The organism is Mesorhizobium sp. M0296 (assembly GCF_040321675.1).
In the GTDB taxonomy this organism is placed as follows: domain Bacteria; phylum Pseudomonadota; class Alphaproteobacteria; order Rhizobiales; family Rhizobiaceae; genus Mesorhizobium.
Window position 1 is genome coordinate 134,031 of the sequence record NZ_JAMYRZ010000015.1, and the last position, 16,182, is coordinate 150,212.

At 63.0% G+C, this 16,182-nt stretch carries 15 protein-coding genes and 1 other RNA gene; 6 read left to right on the forward strand and 10 right to left on the reverse strand.

Annotated features, from left to right (window positions below):
• Positions 1-7 precede the first annotated feature (7 nt).
• Positions 8-104: signal recognition particle sRNA small type (gene ffs / locus NKI97_RS16860), an RNA gene on the reverse strand.
• Between the two features lie 354 nt (positions 105-458).
• On the opposite strand from ffs, the gene NKI97_RS16865 reads away from it, so the two are divergent.
• Genes NKI97_RS16865 through NKI97_RS16875 form a run of 3 tightly spaced genes read left to right on the forward strand, consistent with a single transcriptional unit; the run spans position 459 to position 2,186 of the window.
• Entirely contained in the window at positions 459-878 is a 420-nt protein-coding gene (locus NKI97_RS16865; protein WP_352448577.1) for an HIT family protein, read from the forward strand.
• A gap of 38 nt (positions 879-916) precedes the next feature.
• Positions 917-1,858, forward strand: coding sequence for an NAD(+) diphosphatase (nudC, locus tag NKI97_RS16870; protein WP_352621955.1), 942 nt, complete (start codon positions 917-919; stop codon positions 1,856-1,858).
• Between the two features lie 25 nt (positions 1,859-1,883).
• The gene (locus NKI97_RS16875) at positions 1,884-2,186 is read left to right on the forward strand and encodes a Dabb family protein (RefSeq protein ID WP_023676866.1); all 303 of its coding nucleotides are present in this window, start codon (positions 1,884-1,886) and stop codon (positions 2,184-2,186) included.
• 25 nt (positions 2,187-2,211) lie between these two features.
• Here NKI97_RS16875 and NKI97_RS16880 read toward each other — a convergent pair whose 3' ends face one another.
• From NKI97_RS16880 to NKI97_RS16910, 7 genes are all read right to left on the reverse strand, one after another.
• Positions 2,212-3,153: a 2-hydroxyacid dehydrogenase gene (locus tag NKI97_RS16880; protein WP_352448574.1), complete on the reverse strand. Its 942-nt coding sequence runs from the start codon at positions 3,151-3,153 to the stop codon at positions 2,212-2,214.
• Positions 3,154-3,248: 95 nt separating this feature from the next.
• The gene (locus tag NKI97_RS16885; protein ID WP_352835370.1) at positions 3,249-4,880 is read right to left on the reverse strand and encodes an ABC transporter ATP-binding protein; all 1,632 of its coding nucleotides are present in this window, start codon (positions 4,878-4,880) and stop codon (positions 3,249-3,251) included.
• Positions 4,877-6,016: an ABC transporter permease gene (locus NKI97_RS16890; protein WP_352746875.1), complete on the reverse strand. Its 1,140-nt coding sequence runs from the start codon at positions 6,014-6,016 to the stop codon at positions 4,877-4,879. The genes NKI97_RS16885 and NKI97_RS16890 overlap by 4 nt, the downstream gene beginning before the upstream one ends.
• On the reverse strand, positions 6,016-7,110 hold the full coding sequence (locus tag NKI97_RS16895; RefSeq protein ID WP_352448571.1) for a microcin C ABC transporter permease YejB: 1,095 nt from the start codon (positions 7,108-7,110) through the stop codon (positions 6,016-6,018). Before NKI97_RS16895 ends, NKI97_RS16890 begins: the two co-directional genes overlap by 1 nt.
• 30 nt (positions 7,111-7,140) lie before the next feature.
• Positions 7,141-9,009, reverse strand: coding sequence for an extracellular solute-binding protein (locus NKI97_RS16900; protein ID WP_352835373.1), 1,869 nt, complete (start codon positions 9,007-9,009; stop codon positions 7,141-7,143).
• Positions 9,009-10,892: an extracellular solute-binding protein gene (locus NKI97_RS16905; RefSeq protein ID WP_352746869.1), complete on the reverse strand. Its 1,884-nt coding sequence runs from the start codon at positions 10,890-10,892 to the stop codon at positions 9,009-9,011. Before NKI97_RS16905 ends, NKI97_RS16900 begins: the two co-directional genes overlap by 1 nt.
• A gap of 172 nt (positions 10,893-11,064) precedes the next feature.
• A complete protein-coding gene (locus NKI97_RS16910) occupies positions 11,065-11,718 on the reverse strand; it encodes a c-type cytochrome (RefSeq protein ID WP_352746867.1) in 654 nt (217 codons plus the stop codon).
• Positions 11,719-11,909: 191 nt separating this feature from the next.
• Here NKI97_RS16910 and NKI97_RS16915 point away from each other — a divergent pair, with 191 nt between their 5' ends.
• Positions 11,910-12,638 (forward strand): 3-deoxy-manno-octulosonate cytidylyltransferase, encoded by a 729-nt coding sequence (locus NKI97_RS16915; protein ID WP_023676856.1) that lies wholly within the window; start codon positions 11,910-11,912, stop codon positions 12,636-12,638.
• 33 nt (positions 12,639-12,671) lie between these two features.
• Positions 12,672-13,535 (forward strand): prephenate dehydratase, encoded by an 864-nt coding sequence (locus NKI97_RS16920; protein ID WP_023717847.1) that lies wholly within the window; start codon positions 12,672-12,674, stop codon positions 13,533-13,535.
• 7 nt (positions 13,536-13,542) lie between these two features.
• Here the strand turns inward: NKI97_RS16920 and NKI97_RS16925 are convergent, their stop codons facing one another.
• Entirely contained in the window at positions 13,543-13,899 is a 357-nt protein-coding gene (locus NKI97_RS16925; protein ID WP_352835377.1) for a hypothetical protein, read from the reverse strand.
• 55 nt (positions 13,900-13,954) lie between these two features.
• Positions 13,955-14,899 carry a class I SAM-dependent methyltransferase gene (locus tag NKI97_RS16930; protein ID WP_352835380.1) on the reverse strand — a complete coding sequence of 315 codons (945 nt, stop codon included), beginning with the start codon at positions 14,897-14,899 and terminating at the stop codon, positions 13,955-13,957.
• 108 nt (positions 14,900-15,007) lie between these two features.
• On the opposite strand from NKI97_RS16930, the gene NKI97_RS16935 reads away from it, so the two are divergent.
• The gene (locus NKI97_RS16935) at positions 15,008-16,018 is read left to right on the forward strand and encodes a ligase-associated DNA damage response exonuclease (RefSeq protein WP_352746857.1); all 1,011 of its coding nucleotides are present in this window, start codon (positions 15,008-15,010) and stop codon (positions 16,016-16,018) included.
• Positions 16,019-16,182 lie beyond the last annotated feature (164 nt).

Here is a 16,182-nt window from a genome sequence, read left to right on the forward strand (position 1 = left end):
CGAAGAGGCGGGAGGCTGGAACAATGACCCGTTCCGGGCTCGTTAGGGCTGCTTCCTTCCGGACCTGACCCGGTTGGCGAGTGGACCGTCCACCACCAACCTCCCAGCCCCCATATCGGCAATCCGGCGATGAAATGCAAGTGCGGATGATAGGGGCCTTGAGCGACGGCGAAAGCTGAAACCAAAAACCCGCCTCGGCGGGCGGGTCGTTGGTGCGAATAATCACCGAGATTAGTAGCATAGCTGCCGGCACAAAGCAAGAACAAAATGTGGCCGCGATCAAAATCGTCGGCCTCGGCGGGGCAGCGCCAACCTGATGCAATTTGCCCGGGCCCTCACTTCTTCGCGCACAATCAGCGCCGCGACGGCCAATGTTGCTTGCTGCCCCTTGCGGCCCTTCGGAAGCCGCTCTAGCGTCGATGGAGTTCAAAAAACGTCAAAAAGTGAGGGAAACGCCGATGCTGCCGGGCCTCAAGGCCGGATTCACGCTTGACGCCCAGTTGGAAGCCGACAGCGAACAGCTGATGTGGCTCGGCCTGTGCGAATTGCGCGTCATGAACGACCGCCGCTGGCCATGGCTGCTGCTGGTGCCGCAGCGGCCGGGCATCGAGGAAATCCACGACATGACGCCGCTGGACCAGGCGATGCTGACCTTCGAGACCAACATGGTGGCGCTGGCGCTGAAGCGGGTGACCGGCTGCACCAAGATCAACACCGGCGCACTCGGCAACATCGTGCGCCAGCTGCATGTACACGTCGTCGCGCGCTCGGAAGGCGATCCCGGCTGGCCCGGCCCGGTGTGGGGGCACGGCCTGCGCGAGCCCTATCAGCGCTCCGACCTTCGCAAGTTTGCGGAAAAGATCAAGGCAGCGCTATAAGCCTCTCCCGTGTCCACCTTGAACCTTCCCGAGTCTGCATGAGCTTTCGCCTGTTTGACGCGCCCTTGCGCGAGCCGAGCCAGTTCGTCGGCTTCGCCGGCAACATTATCGACCGGCAGTCCGAAAACCGCGCCGACGATTCCGTCGAAAAGGCACTCGCCGATCCCTCGGCGCGGCTTTTGCTGATGCGTGGCGGCCGGCTCTATTTGAAGCTTGCGCAAGGCGCATTCGACCCCTGGTTCGGGGTGGCCGAATGCCGGCCGCTCGAAGCATCGCTCGAAAACGGCGTCCTGCTCGGTTTTTCCGAAAGCGGCCCGGTGCTGGCGGTGCCGGCCGGGGTCGAGCCCGAGCAGCTTCCCGAGACGATCAAGGCGATCGACTATCGCTCGGTCTATATGCAGGGGCTGATCGACGAAGCGGCGGCCGGCGCGCTGGCGCAAGGGGCGGCGCTGCTCGCCTGGCATGCCAGCCATCGCTTCTGCAGCAAATGCGGCACCGAAGCCGAGATGCGGGCGGGCGGTTACAAGCGGCATTGCCCGGCCTGCGGTACGGAGCACTTTCCGCGCACCGACCCGGTAGCGATCATGCTGACGGCAACACGCGAAAAATGCCTGCTCGGCCGCGGCCGGCATTTCGGGCCCGGCATGTATTCGGCGCTCGCCGGTTTCATCGAGCCGGGCGAGACGATCGAGGCGGCGGTGCGCCGCGAAACGCTGGAGGAAGCCGGCATCCGGCTAGGCCGCGTCGTCTACCACGCCAGCCAGCCCTGGCCGTTTCCCTATTCGCTGATGATCGGCTGCTTCGGCGAACCGCTCAACGACGATATCCAGCCCGACCTCAACGAGCTGGAAGATTGCCGCTGGTTCTTTCGCGACGAGGTGCTCTCGATGCTGGCCCGCGAGCATCCGGGCGGCCTGGTGACGCCGCCGAAGGGGGCGATCGCCTATAACCTCATCCGCGCCTGGGCTGACAGCGCGTGACACGAAGATATCGCAGGAGCAAAAAATGATCCGTCACACCGTCGTGTTCACGCTGAAACACCCGCCGCATTCGCTCGAGGAAAAACGGTTCCTCGCCGACGCCAAGAGGATTCTCACGGCGATAAAGGGCGTCACGCATTTCGAGCAGTTGCGGCAGGTCAGTCCCAAGAACGACTACCGCTTCGGCTTCTCGATGGAGTTCGCCGATCAGCGGGCCTATTCCGGCTACAACGACCATCCCGACCACGTCGCCTTCGTCCGCGACCGCTGGATCCCGGAAGTCGAGGCGTTTATGGAGATCGACTACGTGCCGCTCGGCTGGGGCTGAGACTGGAAAGCGGCGCTCTAAAAAATTAATACCCAGCGTCGCGATCCACCACATTTTCCAGCGCTTCGCCGCGCTCGAAAGCATCCATCTGACGCAGCATGATCGGCGCCAGGTGGACCGGATCGGAGGTTGCCGCCGCGTGCGGCGTCACGAACACTTTGGGGTGGCTCCATAGCGGGCTGGTCTTCGGCAGCGGCTCGACCTCGAACACGTCGAGGCTGGCTTCCTTCAGCGTGCCGTCGTCCAGCGCGCGCAAAATGTCGGCGTCCTTCTGCAGCCTGCCGCGCCCGGCATTGATCAGCACTGAGCCGCCGAGGCCGTTGCGCTTCCGCAGCTCCTTCAGCACGCCGTGGTTGATGATACCGTGCGTCTCTGGCGTCAGCGGCAGCAGCACCACCAGGATATCGGTGGCGTTGAGGAACGGGATCAGGCCGGCCTCGCCCGCGTAAGTCGAGACACCTTGCATCGGCCGATCGCTGCGCGACCAGCCATTGACGGGAAAGCCGAGCGACAACAGCACCGATGCCGCCGCGCGGCCAAGCGTGCCGAGCCCCATAATGCCGACCGAGATGTCGCTGGCCGGCCGCTGCTGCGGTTCATGCCAGATCTTCTTCTGCTGCTGGGCGCGGTAGAGCATGCCTTGGCGATGGTGGTCGAGCACCCGCCAGACGACGTATTCGGTCATGTACTGGGTCAGGTTGTCGGCCACCACCTTGACGACCGGTACGTCGGGCAAGGTGGGATCGGCGAAGATGTGGTCGACGCCGGCGCCGATCGAGAAGATGGCGCGCAGATTGGGCAGCGACGACAACAGGTTCGGCCGCTGTTTCCACACCACAGCATAGGTAATCGAGGGATCGCCGGCGCCATTCGGCTCGAGCACCACCTCGCGCTCCGCCGACAGCAGTTCGCGCCAGCGCAGCGGATGAATACCGGTGAGGGCAAGCAGGATGCGGCCTTTTTCCATTGCGGATTGTTTTTCCCTTTTTACCAACAGCGTTCGCGTCCCGACGCGCAAGGCGCGGCAGCGTTTTGATTTTGTGCATGATCTCTGGCGAAAATCTACTCGCTGACGATGCCGACCGGCGCCGTTTCGATCTTGAAGGCGGCCGAGATCAACGCCTTTGTATAGTCGGTCCGCGGGTTGCCGAAAATCTGTTCGGAAGGACCGGCCTCGACGATCCTGCCGTTGCGCATGACGATGACTTCGTTGGCGAGCGCGCGGATGACCCTCAGATCGTGGCTGATGAAGAGGTAGGCGAGGTCGTGCTTGGCCTGCAGGCTGCGCAAGAGGTCGACGACCTGTGCCTGCACGCTCATGTCGAGCGCCGAGGTCGGCTCGTCCAGCATGACGAAGCGCGGGTTGAGCACCATGGCGCGCGCGATGGCGACGCGCTGGCGCTGGCCGCCGGAGAATTCGTGCGGATAGCGGTTGCGCGTCGCCGGATCGAGGCCGACTTCCCCGAGCACGTCGACGACTCTGTTGTCGCGCGCGTCAGGAGACAGCTTCGGCTCATGGATCTTCAACCCTTCCTCGATGATCTCGGCGACCGACATGCGCGGACTGAGCGAACCGAACGGATCCTGGAAGACGATCTGCAACTCGCGCCGCAGCGGCCGCATTTCGTTGAAGGACAGCTGATCGATGCCGCGTCCGTTGAACTGGATGGTCCCGGTCGACGAGATCATCCTGGCCAGCGCCAGGCCGAGCGTCGTCTTGCCTGAGCCGGATTCGCCGACGACGCCAAGCGTCTGGCCGGCCCGCACGGTGACGTCGATGCCGTCGACCGCCTTCACATTGTCGATGGTGCGCCGGAAGAAGCCCTTCTTGATCGGGAACCAGACCTTGACGTCCTTGCCGACCATCACCGGTTTGGCGGCCTGGTTGGCCGCCGGCGGCTTGCCTTTCGGCTCGGCGGCAAGCAGATGCCGCGTGTAGGCGTGCTGCGGATTGGCGAATATCTCCTTGGTCGGGCCGGTCTCGACGATCTTGCCCTTGGTCATCACGCAGACCCGGTCGGCGATCTTCCTGACGATGCCGAGATCGTGGGTGATGAACAGCATCGACATGTTCTTGCGGCTTTTCAGGCCGGCGAGTAGCTCGAGGATCTGCGCCTGGACGGTGACGTCGAGCGCCGTCGTCGGCTCGTCGGCGATCAAAAGTTCAGGCTCGTTGGCCAGCGACATGGCGATCATGACGCGCTGGCGCTGGCCGCCGGAAAGCTGGTGCGGATAGGCGTCGAGCCGCTTCTCCGGCTCGCGGATGCCGACCTCGCGCAGAAGTTCCAGCGTGCGCGCCTTGGCTTTGCGATCCCCCAGGCCCTGATGCAGCTTCAATACCTCGACGATCTGCTGCTCTATCGTATGCAGCGGGTTGAGCGAGGTCATCGGCTCCTGGAAGATCATGGTGATCTTGTTGCCGCGCACGCGGCGCAGGTCTCTCTCGTCGGCGGCAAGCAGGTCGGCGCCGAGGAACAGGATCTTTCCCGACGGGTGGCTGGCGGTCGGATAGGGCAGCAGCTTCAGAACCGACAGCGCGGTGACCGACTTGCCGGAGCCGGATTCGCCGACCAGCGCCACCGTCTCGCCCTTGGCAAGGTCGAAGGAAATATGGTCGACGGCCATCGACTGGTCGCCGGCTTGCGTGAAGGCGACGCTGAGATCCTGGACCGAAAGCAGCGGGGTGTCGCTCATCTGAACGTCTTGCGCGGATCGAAGGCGTCGCGCGTGGCCTCGCCGACGAAGACCAGCAGCGACAGCATCAGCGAGATGACGACGAAGCCGGAAATGCCGAGCCATGGCGCGTTGAGATTGCGCTGTGCCTGCTTCAGCAACTCACCCAGCGAGGCGGCGCCGGGCGGCAGGCCGAAGCCGAGATAGTCGAGCGAGGTCAGCGTCGAGATCGAGCCGCTGAGCAGGAAGGGCAGGAAGGTCAGGGTCGCCACCATGGCGTTGGGCAGCAGATGCCGGAACATGATGGTGATGTTGGAGACGCCGAGCGCGCGCGCCGCGTTGACATATTCGAAATTGCGGGCGCGCAGGAACTCGGCCCGCACCACGCCAACCAGTGCCACCCAGGAGAACAGCAGCATCAATCCGAGCAGGATGAAGAAGCCAGGCGGCAGGATGGCGGCGACGATCAAGAGCAGGTACAGCACCGGGATGGCCGACCAGATCTCGATGAAACGCTGGAACAGGAGGTCGGTCCAGCCGCCGAAATAGCCCTGCAGAGCGCCGGCCGCCACGCCGATCAGCGCCGAGCCGGCAGTCAGGATCAGGCCAAACAGCACCGAGATCCTGAAGCCGTAGATGACGCGCGCCAGCACGTCGCGGGCCTGGTCGTCGGTGCCCAGCCAGTTCCAGTTGCCGACGTTGCAATTGGGGTCTGCCTCGCCTTTCGGATACTGGTTGCAGCGCGTCTTCTTGTCGTAGAGCCAGGACGGCTTGGTCGGTGCTGCTTCGGGAATAGCGTTGTTGACGGTCTGGTAGGAGTAGCGCACCGGCGGCCAGACCATCCAGCCATTGGCGTTGATCTCGTCCTGGATCACCGGATCGCGGTAGTCGGTGACGGCATAGAAGCCGCCGAACTTCTCCTCGGGATAAGCGACCAGGACCGGAAACAGGATCTCGCCCTTGTAGGAGGCGATGATCGGCCTGTCGTTGGCGACCAATTCCGAAACCAGCGACAGCACGAACAGGAACAGGAATATCCACAACGACCAGTAGCCGCGCCGGTTGGACTTGAAGTTCTGCAGGCGCCGCTGATTGAGCGGCGACAGAAAGGGCCGCGCGATCCGAGCCGGCGCCGTTTCGGCCATGGTCCGCGCCATCAGACGTCTCTCCGCTCGAAATCGATGCGCGGATCGACCCAGGTATAGATCAGGTCGGACAAAAGCCCGACGAACAGGCCAAGCAGCGAGAAGATGTAGAGATTGGCGAACACCACCGGGTAATCGCGCTGCACCACCGAGTTGAAGCCGAGCAGGCCGAGGCCGTCGAGCGAAAATATGTTCTCGATCAGCAGCGAGCCGGTGAAGAAGGCCGAGATGAAAGCACCGGGAAAACCGGCGATGACGATCAGCATGGCATTGCGGAAAACGTGGCCATAGAGCACCTGCCGCTCCGACAGGCCCTTGGCGCGGGCGGTGACGACATATTGCTTGCGGATTTCCTCGAGGAAGGAATTCTTGGTGAGCAGCGTCGTCGTGGCGAAGGCCGACAGCACCAGCGCGGTCAGCGGCAAGGTCATATGCCAGAAATAGTCGACGATCCGCTGCGGCCAGGACAGCTGGTCCCAATTGTCGGAGGTGATGCCGCGCAGCGGAAACCAGTCCCAGAACGAGCCGCCGGCAAACAGCACCATCAGCAAGATGCCGAACAGGAAGCCCGGAATGGCGTAGCCGACGATGACGACGCCGCTGGTCCAGACGTCGAAAGTGGAGCCGTCCTTGACCGCCTTGCGGATGCCGAGCGGGATCGAGATCAGGTAGGATAAAAGCGTGATCCACAGCCCGATCGAGATCGACACCGGCATCTTTTCCAGGATCAGGTCGAGCACTGAGATGTCGCGGAAGTAGCTGTCGCCGAAATCGAAGCGGAGATAGTTCCACAGCATCATGCCGAAGCGCTCGAGCGGCGGCTTGTCGAAGCCGAACTGCTTCTCCAGCTTCTTGATGAATTCCGGATCGAGCCCTTGCGCGCCGCGGTATTTCGAGCCGACGTCGCCGGCGACGTCGACATTGGCGCCGCCGGCATCGCCGCCGCCGCCGCCGAGGCGATCGCTGCCGCCCTGGTTGGTCAGCCTGGCGATGACCTGCTCGACCGGCCCGCCCGGCGCGAACTGGATGACGGCGAACGACACCGCCATGATGCCGAACAGGGTCGGGATCATCAAAAGGATGCGGCGCAGTATATAGGCGCCCATCAGGTTCCCTGCCTCGCTTGTGCAAAAATCTCAAGCTTTGCCAATTTTTGCCGCCTTGTCTTTGTCGAACCACCACAGCGTCTCGACCGGAAAGTCGTAATCCGGCTTTTGAGCGGGAAAGCCGAACATGTCCCAGAAGGCTGCCCGGTGATTCGCCAGATGATATGTTGGAATCCAGTCTAGCCGCGCGCGCAAGACCCGATCGAGCGCGTTGAGCGCTGTGACGAGTTCGATCCGGCTCTGCGCCTTGCCGGCTGCCTCGATCAGCGCGTCGATGGCTTTGCTTTCCGTGCCCGGATAGTTGCGCATCCCCGGCGTTTTCGCCATCCGGGAAGCATAGAGGATCTCCAAACCATCGGCGGTTGGCGTCGCTCCGATCGACCATGCGAGCATGTTGAAGTCGAAGTCGAAATTGCTCTGCCGCGCTTCAAACTGCGCCGAATCGACTTGGCGGACCGAAGCGTCGATGCCGATCGCCTTCATATTCTCGGACCACGGAAGGAAGATGCGAACGAGGCCATCGTCCTCGGCCAGCATTTCCACCCGCAGCCGGTCGCCCTTTTCATTGACGAGGAAATTGCCCGTTCGCTTCCAGCCGGCTTCCGCAAGCAGTCTCGAAGCCTCGCGCAGCAGCTTGCGGTCGTGGCCCGAACCGTCAGAGACGGGTTGCATCACCGGATCGCCGAAGGTCTCCGGCGGCAACTCGGCTCGAAACGGCTCCAGCAGTTTCAATTCCTGGGGTGAGGGTAGGCCCTTGGCCTTGTAATCCGACCGCTCGAAGTTCGATTGCGAACGCTCGTAGGAGTCGAAAAACAGAACCCGCCTGGTCCATTCGAAGTCGAAGCAATAGGCGATTGCCTGTCTCACGCGAATGTCGCGGAACTGCGGACGGCGCTGATTGAGTGCGACAGCCTGCATGGATGGCGTTTTCTCGCCGGGAAATTCGCGTTTGACGACCCTGCCATCCTTCAGCGCTGGAAAGTCGTAGCCGGTCGCCCATACCCGCGCGGTGAACTCCTCGCGAAAATGCGTATCCCCTTTCTTGAACCCTTCAAAGGCTGCCTGGCGATCAAGGTAGAAATCGATACGGATACGGTCGAAATTGTAGCTGCCGCGGTTCACGGCCAGATCGCGGCCCCAATAGTCGGCGACGCGTTCATATTCGATGGTCTGCCCGGCCACCACCCGCCCCACTCTGTACGGTCCGGAACTGAGCGGTGGGGTCATCGTCGAGGCGTCGAAATCATTGGCCGTGTAGAAAACTTTGGACACGATCGGCATTACGACGATGGCGAGGATATTCTGCGCGGACTGCTGGCCGTTGAAGGTAAGGCTGACTGTAAGCGGATCGATTGCGGCCGCATCCGTCATATGCCGCAGCGCTTGGGAAAGGTTCGGGTGTCCTCGGTCTTTGTAGAGGTTCAATGCGAAGACAACGTCCTCAGCCGTCAGCGGCGAGCCGTCATGAAAGCGCGCTTGTGGCCGCAGGCTGAAGCGGAAGCCGTTGCGGTCCTGCGACAAGGTAACGGATTCGGCAAGCAGGCCGTAGACCGCATCCGGCTCATCGACTGCCCTTGCCATCAGGGAATCGAAGCAGAGCTCGGTGCGCGGCGGCGAATCCCCTTTCAACACCAGCGAGTTCAGCGTGTTGAAAGTCAGGAAGCTCTGATTGAGGGTGGAGTTCGGCGGGGCGAAATTCATCCGGCCGCCCTTGGGAGCGTCCGGATTGACATAGTCGAAATGCGCGAAATCCGGAGGATATTTGAGATCGCCGAAGGCCGACAGGCCGTGCAGTTTCACGCCGGTCGGGATCGTGGCGAAAGCCCGGCCGGGCAGCAGCGCCGCGGCCGCGGCGGCACCGCCCAGGGCGAGGAAGTCGCGACGGGGCAGCACCGCCATCAATTGCCACTCTTGTATTTGGCCGCCAGCGCCTTTTCCTTGACCGGATCGATCCACCAGGAATTCTGGTCGACGCCGCTATAGGCGGGCTGCTTCTCCGGCATACCGAACTTGTTCCAGTAGGCGAGCCAGACCACGGCACGGTAATATTGCGGCACGACATAGTAGTTCCACAGCAGCACCCGGTCGAGCGCATGGGTGGCGGCAACCAGATCGTCGCGGTCGGTGGCAAAGATGATGCGGTCGACCAGCGCATCGACGACCGGATTCTTGATGCCGGCGTAATTGCGCGACGCGGGCGTATCGGCAGCCTTGGAGCTCCAGAAGTCGCGCTGTTCGTTGCCGGGAGAGTCCGACTGGCCAAGTTGCCCTATGATGACGTCGTAATCGAAATGCTTGACGCGGTTGATGTACTGGGTCTGGTCGCTCAGGCGCAGTGTGGCGTCGACGCCGATTTTGCGCAGATTGGCGATATACGGGCTGGCGATGACCTGGTCGGTGTCGTTCCAGCCGAGGATTTCGAATTTGAATGGTTCGCCAGTCTTGGCGTTGACCATCTTGCCGCCCTTGATCACCCAGCCCGCCTTGGCGAACAGATCGACCGCGGTCTTCAGATATTTGCGCTCCGCCTGCGGGGTGTCGTAGACCGGCAGCTTGAATTCCTGGGTGAAGACTTCAGGCGGCAGCTTGTCGCGGTACTGCTCGAGGATTTCCAGTTCCTTGCCTTGCGGCAGGCCGCTCGACGCCAGTTCAGTGCCCTGGAAATAGCTGCTGGTGCGGGTGTTGGATCCGAAGAACAGGGTCCGGTTCATCGTCTCGAAGTCGAACGGATACATCAACGCGGCGCGCACCAGGCGATCCTGGAACAGCGGGCGCCTGGTGTTGAGCATGAAGGCCTGCATCGGTTCGGGCGACGCGGTCTTGAATTCCTTCTTGATGACGTCGCCGGCCTGAACTGCCGGGAAATTATAGGCCGTGTTCCAGCGCCTCGAACTGTTCTCCGGCTTGATGTCGTCCAGCCCGCCCTTGGTGAAGGCCTGCCAGGCGGCATTGTCGTCGAGAAAATAGGTGAAACGCTGCCTGTCGAAATTCTCGCGGCCGATTTTTACGGGCAGCTTGGCCGCCCAGTAATCGGGCACGCGCTGCCAGATGATTTCGGAGCCAGGCTTGAAGCTGGCGATCTTGTAGGCGGCGGAGCCGAGCGGCGGCTCCTGCGTCGGCTTTGTGACGTCGCGCTTCTTGCCGTTGGCGTCGGTGCCTTCCCACCAGTGCTTGGGCAGCACAACGAGATCGCCGATGATCTTCGGTAGCTCCCGGTTGCCCTTCTGGCTGAAGTGGAATTCGACCTCGCGGTCGGACACCGCGACGGCGTCGGTGACGTTTTCGAAATAGCGGCTGTACATCGGGCTGTTGGCCTTCAGCACCTGGAACGACCAGATCACGTCCTCGGTGGTGATCCGCTGCCCGTCATGCCATTTGGCCCGTGGATCGAGCCGGTAGGTCGCCGAGGAATAGTCGGCCGGATATTTGTAGCCGTCGGCGATCAGCGTATGGCTGGTGCTGCCCTCGTCCGTCGCCTGCTCCATCAGCGTGTCGTAGAGCAGGCCGCCGCCGAACTGAGCGAAGCCGGCGGCCGGCGAACCCTGCACGATGTAAGGATTGAAGCTGTCGAACGTGCCGAGCACCACCGAGTTCACTGTGCCGCCCTTCGGCGCATCCGGATTGACGTAATCGTAGTGCTGGAAATTGTCGCCGTATTTGGATTCGCCGATCAGCGACGAGGTCGTGCGCCATTCGTCCGCGAAGGCCGCCTGCAGGCCGCCGGCAAAAGCAGCCAGCATCAGCACCGATTTCAGAAGCGTCCGCGCTCGGCCAACCGTCATGCGTTCTCCTCTCGCGATATAGCGCCGTCACCATAGCGTCTGGGCCCAATCTAGATCATTTGGCGGCGCTGAAAACCGCAACCGAGCGGCTTTGTCGTCGCTTATGCATTTTTCCTAACGAAAAAGCCGGGCTGAACCCGGCTTTTTCAAGGATTATGTCATTACGGTTTTGTTATTTTGCGGGTGCGGCCGGAGCGGCTGGCGCCGCGCCTTCTGCCGGCTTGGCAGGGGCCGCACCTTCGGCCGGCTTGGCGGGCTCATTTTCGGCCGAGGCGCCGGGCGCCGGCAGCGGCTTCGGATTGTCCGACAGCGTGCGCAGATAGGCGATGACGTTGGCGCGGTCCTCATCCTTGGGCAGGCCGGCGAAGCCCATCGCGGTGCCCTTCACGAACTTCTTCGGCGAGGTGATGAAGTGGTTGAGATTGTCGTAGGTCCACTTCTCGCTGCCGCCCTTGGAGAACTCCTTCATGCCGGCCGAATAGGCAAAGCCCTCATGCTCGGCGACCGGACGGTCGACGATGTCCCAGAGATCGGGGCCGACCTTATTGGGGCCACCCTTTTCGCCGGAGTGGCAAGCCTGGCATTTCTTGAAGATGGCGGCGCCCGCTTCGGCGTTGGCAGTGGTCAGCAGCTCGGCAATCGGCTTCACGGCCGCGGCGGGAGCGGCCGGGCCGCCTTCGGCGGGCTCGGTCGCCTCGATGGCGAAGCCGGGCTTTTCCGGCGCCGGCGAGGCAAACAGCGCGTCGGACACGATGCCAACGGAAAAGACGATGAACACGGTTCCGAGGAGACCGGCGAGCAGCTTGTTGACTTCGTTGGAATCCATACGCCCCAGGCTCCCTTTCCGGCGGACCGATCCGTCCACTCCGTCCGTCGGTATCGTGATCCACCCGGTGGAACCGGCCAAATCGCGCGGAAACTAGGTCTTTTGCTCCGGCGTTGCAACACCTATAAGGGCGCTGCCAGTGAGACCTTTTGCCACTTTGTCCTCCTCTTTTTCGAGCCCCTGCCCGCCTCATGTCCACGCTCATCCTGATCCCGGCCCGCATGGCCTCGACGCGCCTGCCGGGCAAGCCGCTCGCCGACATTGCCGGCACTCCGATGATCGTCCACGTCGCCCGCCGTGCTGCCGAGGCCGGGCTCGGCCGGGTGGTCGTCGCCACCGATACGCAAGGCGTTGCGGAGGCGGTGCGCGCGCATGGTTTCGAGGCGGTGATGACGCGGGCGGACCACGAAACCGGTTCCGACCGCATCTTCGAAGCGCTGACCATTCTCGACCCTGGCAACAGCGTCGAGACCATCGTCAATGTGCAGGGCGATCTGCCGACCATCGACCCCCTTGTTATCGGCGCCGCGCTGAAGCCTTTCGAGAACGCAGCGGTCGATATCGCCACGCTCTGCGTCGAGATCGTCCGCGACGAGGAAAAGACCAATCCGAACGTCGTCAAGCTGGTCGGCTCGCCACTCTCGACGACGCGGCTCAGGGCGCTCTATTTCACCCGCGCCACCGCGCCCTGGGGCGAAGGCCCGCTCTACCATCACATCGGCCTCTATGCCTATCGCCGCGCCGCACTCGAACGCTTCGTTGCGCTGAGGCCGTCGCCGCTGGAGCGCCGCGAGCGGCTGGAGCAATTGCGGGCGCTGGAGGCCGGCATGCGCATCGATGCGGAGATCGTGCAGTCGGTGCCGCTTGGCGTCGATACGCCGGACGATCTCGAACGCGCCAGGGCGCTCCTTTCCAACTAAGAAATTCTTCCCCCAATTCCCGAGACTCTGCGCATGCCTGAAAAGACCAACAAAATATCCTTCCAGGGCGAGCCGGGCGCCAATTCCGACACCGCCTGCCGCAACATGTTCCCGTCGATGGAGCCGTTGCCGTGCCCGACCTTCGAGGACGCCTTCAACGCCGTCGAGACCGGCAAGGCCGATCTGGCGATGATTCCGATCGAGAACACCATTGCCGGCCGCGTCGCCGACATCCATCACCTCTTGCCGGAATCGAAGCTGCACATCATCGGCGAATACTTTCTGCCGATCCACTTCCAGCTGATGGTGCTGCCCGGCGTCAGGCGCGACGAGATCAGGACCGTGCACAGCCACATCCACGCGCTCGGCCAATGCCGCAAATACATCCGCAAGAACGGCTGGAAGGCGACGGTTGCCGGCGACACCGCGGGCGCCGCCAAGATGGTCGCCGCGATGAAGGACCGCACCATGGCCGCGCTGGCGCCGGCGCTGGCCTCGACCCTCTACGGGCTCGACATCATCGAGGAGAATGTCGAGGACACCGACAGCAACGTCACCCGCTTCGTCGTGCTGACCAAGAACAAGCAATGGGCCGAACGTCCCTCGGCCGACGCCAGGATGATGACGACCTTCATCTTCCGCGTCCGCAACGTGCCGGCGGCGCTCTACAAGGCGATGGGCGGCTTCGCCACCAACGGCATCAACATGACCAAGCTGGAAAGCTACCAGCTCGGCGCGTTTACGGCGACGCTGTTCTACGCCGACATAGAGGGCCATCCCGACGATCCGCTGGTGAAGCTGGCACTCGACGAGTTGCGCTTTTTCTCGCGTGAAATGCGCATTCTCGGCGTCTATCCCGCCAGCGCGTCGCGCGAGCAGTGGAAGGTAGCGGATTAGGATCCGGTCAGGTCAGGCCGAGCTTGTTCTGCTTGGCCGGCTTGCCGCATTCGCGCCGGCTGATCGAACGGTTCATGGCGTCGATCTTGCCGCTTGCCTGGTCGGCTTCGCGTTTGGCTTTCGAGCGCATATCCGGCGTGAACGGGCCAAAGCCCGTCGCCGGATTGGAGAAGGACGGCTTGGCGTCCACCGGCAAATGATATTGCTGCGCCAGGCCGTTTCGTCGCGCCAGCAATTGATCGCAAGGCACCTTGTCATATAGCAGCGAGGACTGGACGTTTTCGTCCTGCCGTTCGGACATCGAATTGCCGACGCAGCCGGCCATCGCCAGGCAAGATGCCAAGACCATCATGTTCCAGTGCATGAACGTGCTCCTTGTCGTTCGCAGCTGCGGCTTCTCATGCGCAGCGGCAGGAGTCTTAGCCAGATTTTACGCTGCCGGAAAGCAAGCTTGCCAGTACGGCCAGCCCTTCGACCGGTTCGCGGCGATCCTGCCGGATGATCGTTGCCTGCAGCGACAGGATCGAAAAGCCGTCGGCATCCAGAACCCGCTCTACATAGCCTTGCGAATGCGCGTAGCGGCGCGACGGCTGCAGGGCGAAGCCGGCGCTGTCAGACGATTCTCCGCCCGGGAGCGTCTCGACGGAGAACGCAAACAGACCGCCGCCGGCAAGCATTCCGGCAATCTTGTTCACCACCTTGTCGAGTGCGCCGACATAGATGAACACATCGGCCGCCGTCACCAGATCGGCTTTCGGGCCAGAATAGCAAAAATCCTGCAGGTCCGTCTTGACGAGCAGATCGTAGACGCCTTTGGCGTGCGCCTGCCTCAGCATGCCGGCCGAGATGTCGTAACCCTCCAGCCGATCGGCGATCGGCCGCAGCTTCTGGCCCATGAGGCCGGTGCCGCAGCCGAGATCGAGCGCCAGCGAAAACCGGCCCGGCCGTGCTGCCTGGATGGCGCGGTCGAGGCATTCGGGCAGACGGTAGCCGAGCCTGACGACCAGCTCACCCTCGAAGCTCCCGGCATAGTGGTCGTAAAGCGTCTCGACAAAGGCGATGGGCGGCGCCTGGGCCGCCGCTGCCCTGCCGATCAATTGCAGCTTGAGCACCGCGCCGAGCCTGTCCGCCGGGTCGAGCCGCAGCGCCGTCATCCAGGCCTGCGCGGCGAGATCGCGCGCGCCTGCCGCCTCCTGCATCTCGCCGAGACGGAACCATCCGGCCGCCCAGTGCGGCGTCAGTTCGAGCGCGCCGCGCAGCAATTCCGCCGCTGCCGCATGATCGCCGGATGCATAGAGCATTTCGGCATAGTCGGCGCGGCGGTCGGCATTCAAATCGCCGGACGAGGTCTGGAGCGGTTTCATGGCGATCGGGTTCCGCCGGGTGTTTGCAGCCGGCTTGCGCTCTATGCTGGAGTCAGCAGTGACTTACAACAGGCTTCCCGCGCCGGAATTAGCGCCTATCTTGGGGCCATGCGCGCCAGCGACCTGCTTCATCCCCGGCCGGAAGGGCTGTATTGCCCGCCCGGCGATTTCTTCATCGACCCGGTGCGGCCGGTCAACCGGGCGCTGATCACACATGGCCATTCCGACCATGCCCGCTCCGGCCACCGCTCGGTGATGGCGACGCAGCAGACGCTCGACATCATGGGGCTGCGCTACGGCGACAGTTTTGCCGGAACGACGCAAGCCGCCGTGCTCGGCGAGACGATTGCGCTTGGCGGTGTGGCCGTCAGCTTTCACCCGGCTGGTCATGTGCTTGGCTCGGCCCAGATCAAGGTCGCGCATCAGGGCACATGCATCGTCGCGTCCGGCGACTATAAACGCCAGAAGGACGCGACCTGCGAGCCGTTCGAGCCGCTCAAATGCGACGTCTTCATCACCGAGGCGACGTTCGGTCTGCCGGTGTTTCGGCATCCGCCCGATACCGAAGAGATCGCCCGGCTGCTGAAATCGACCGAGCAGTTTCCCGAGCGAACGCATCTGGTCGGCGCCTATGCGCTGGGCAAGGCGCAGCGCGTCATGCGGCTGCTGCGCGATGCCGGCTACGAAAAGCCGATCTACATCCACGGCGCTCTGGCCAAGCTCAGCGAGTATTACCAGAGCCAGAATATCGATCTCGGCACATTGGAATCGGCGACCGTCGAGACCGGCCAAAAAAGCGACTTTGCCGGCGCCATCGTCGTCGGCCCACCATCCGCCTTCGCCGATCGCTGGGCGCGGCGTTTTCCCGATCCGATGTCGTGCTTCGCCTCAGGCTGGATGCGCATCCGCCAGCGCGCCAAGCAGGGCGGCGTCGAGCTGCCGCTGATCATCTCCGATCACTCCGACTGGGACGAGCTGACGGCGACGATCAAGGAGACCGGCGCGGAAGAAATCTGGGTGACGCATGGCCGCGAGGAGGCGCTGGTGCGCTGGTGCGAACTCGAAGGCATCGCCGCCAGGCCGCTGCATCTGGTCGGCTACGAGGACGAGGGCGATTGATGGTGTTTTTGGATCCAGCAATCGCCGGTGCGGCGCTCTACGGCGCCCCCCTCTGGCCTGCCGGCCATCTCCCCCTCAAGGGCAGGGGAATCGCATATGGCGATTTTGGGGTTGAGTTTAGGCTGAGAAAGGATTCTTTGGAGAGGCAGTTGAGCGAAGGAGCG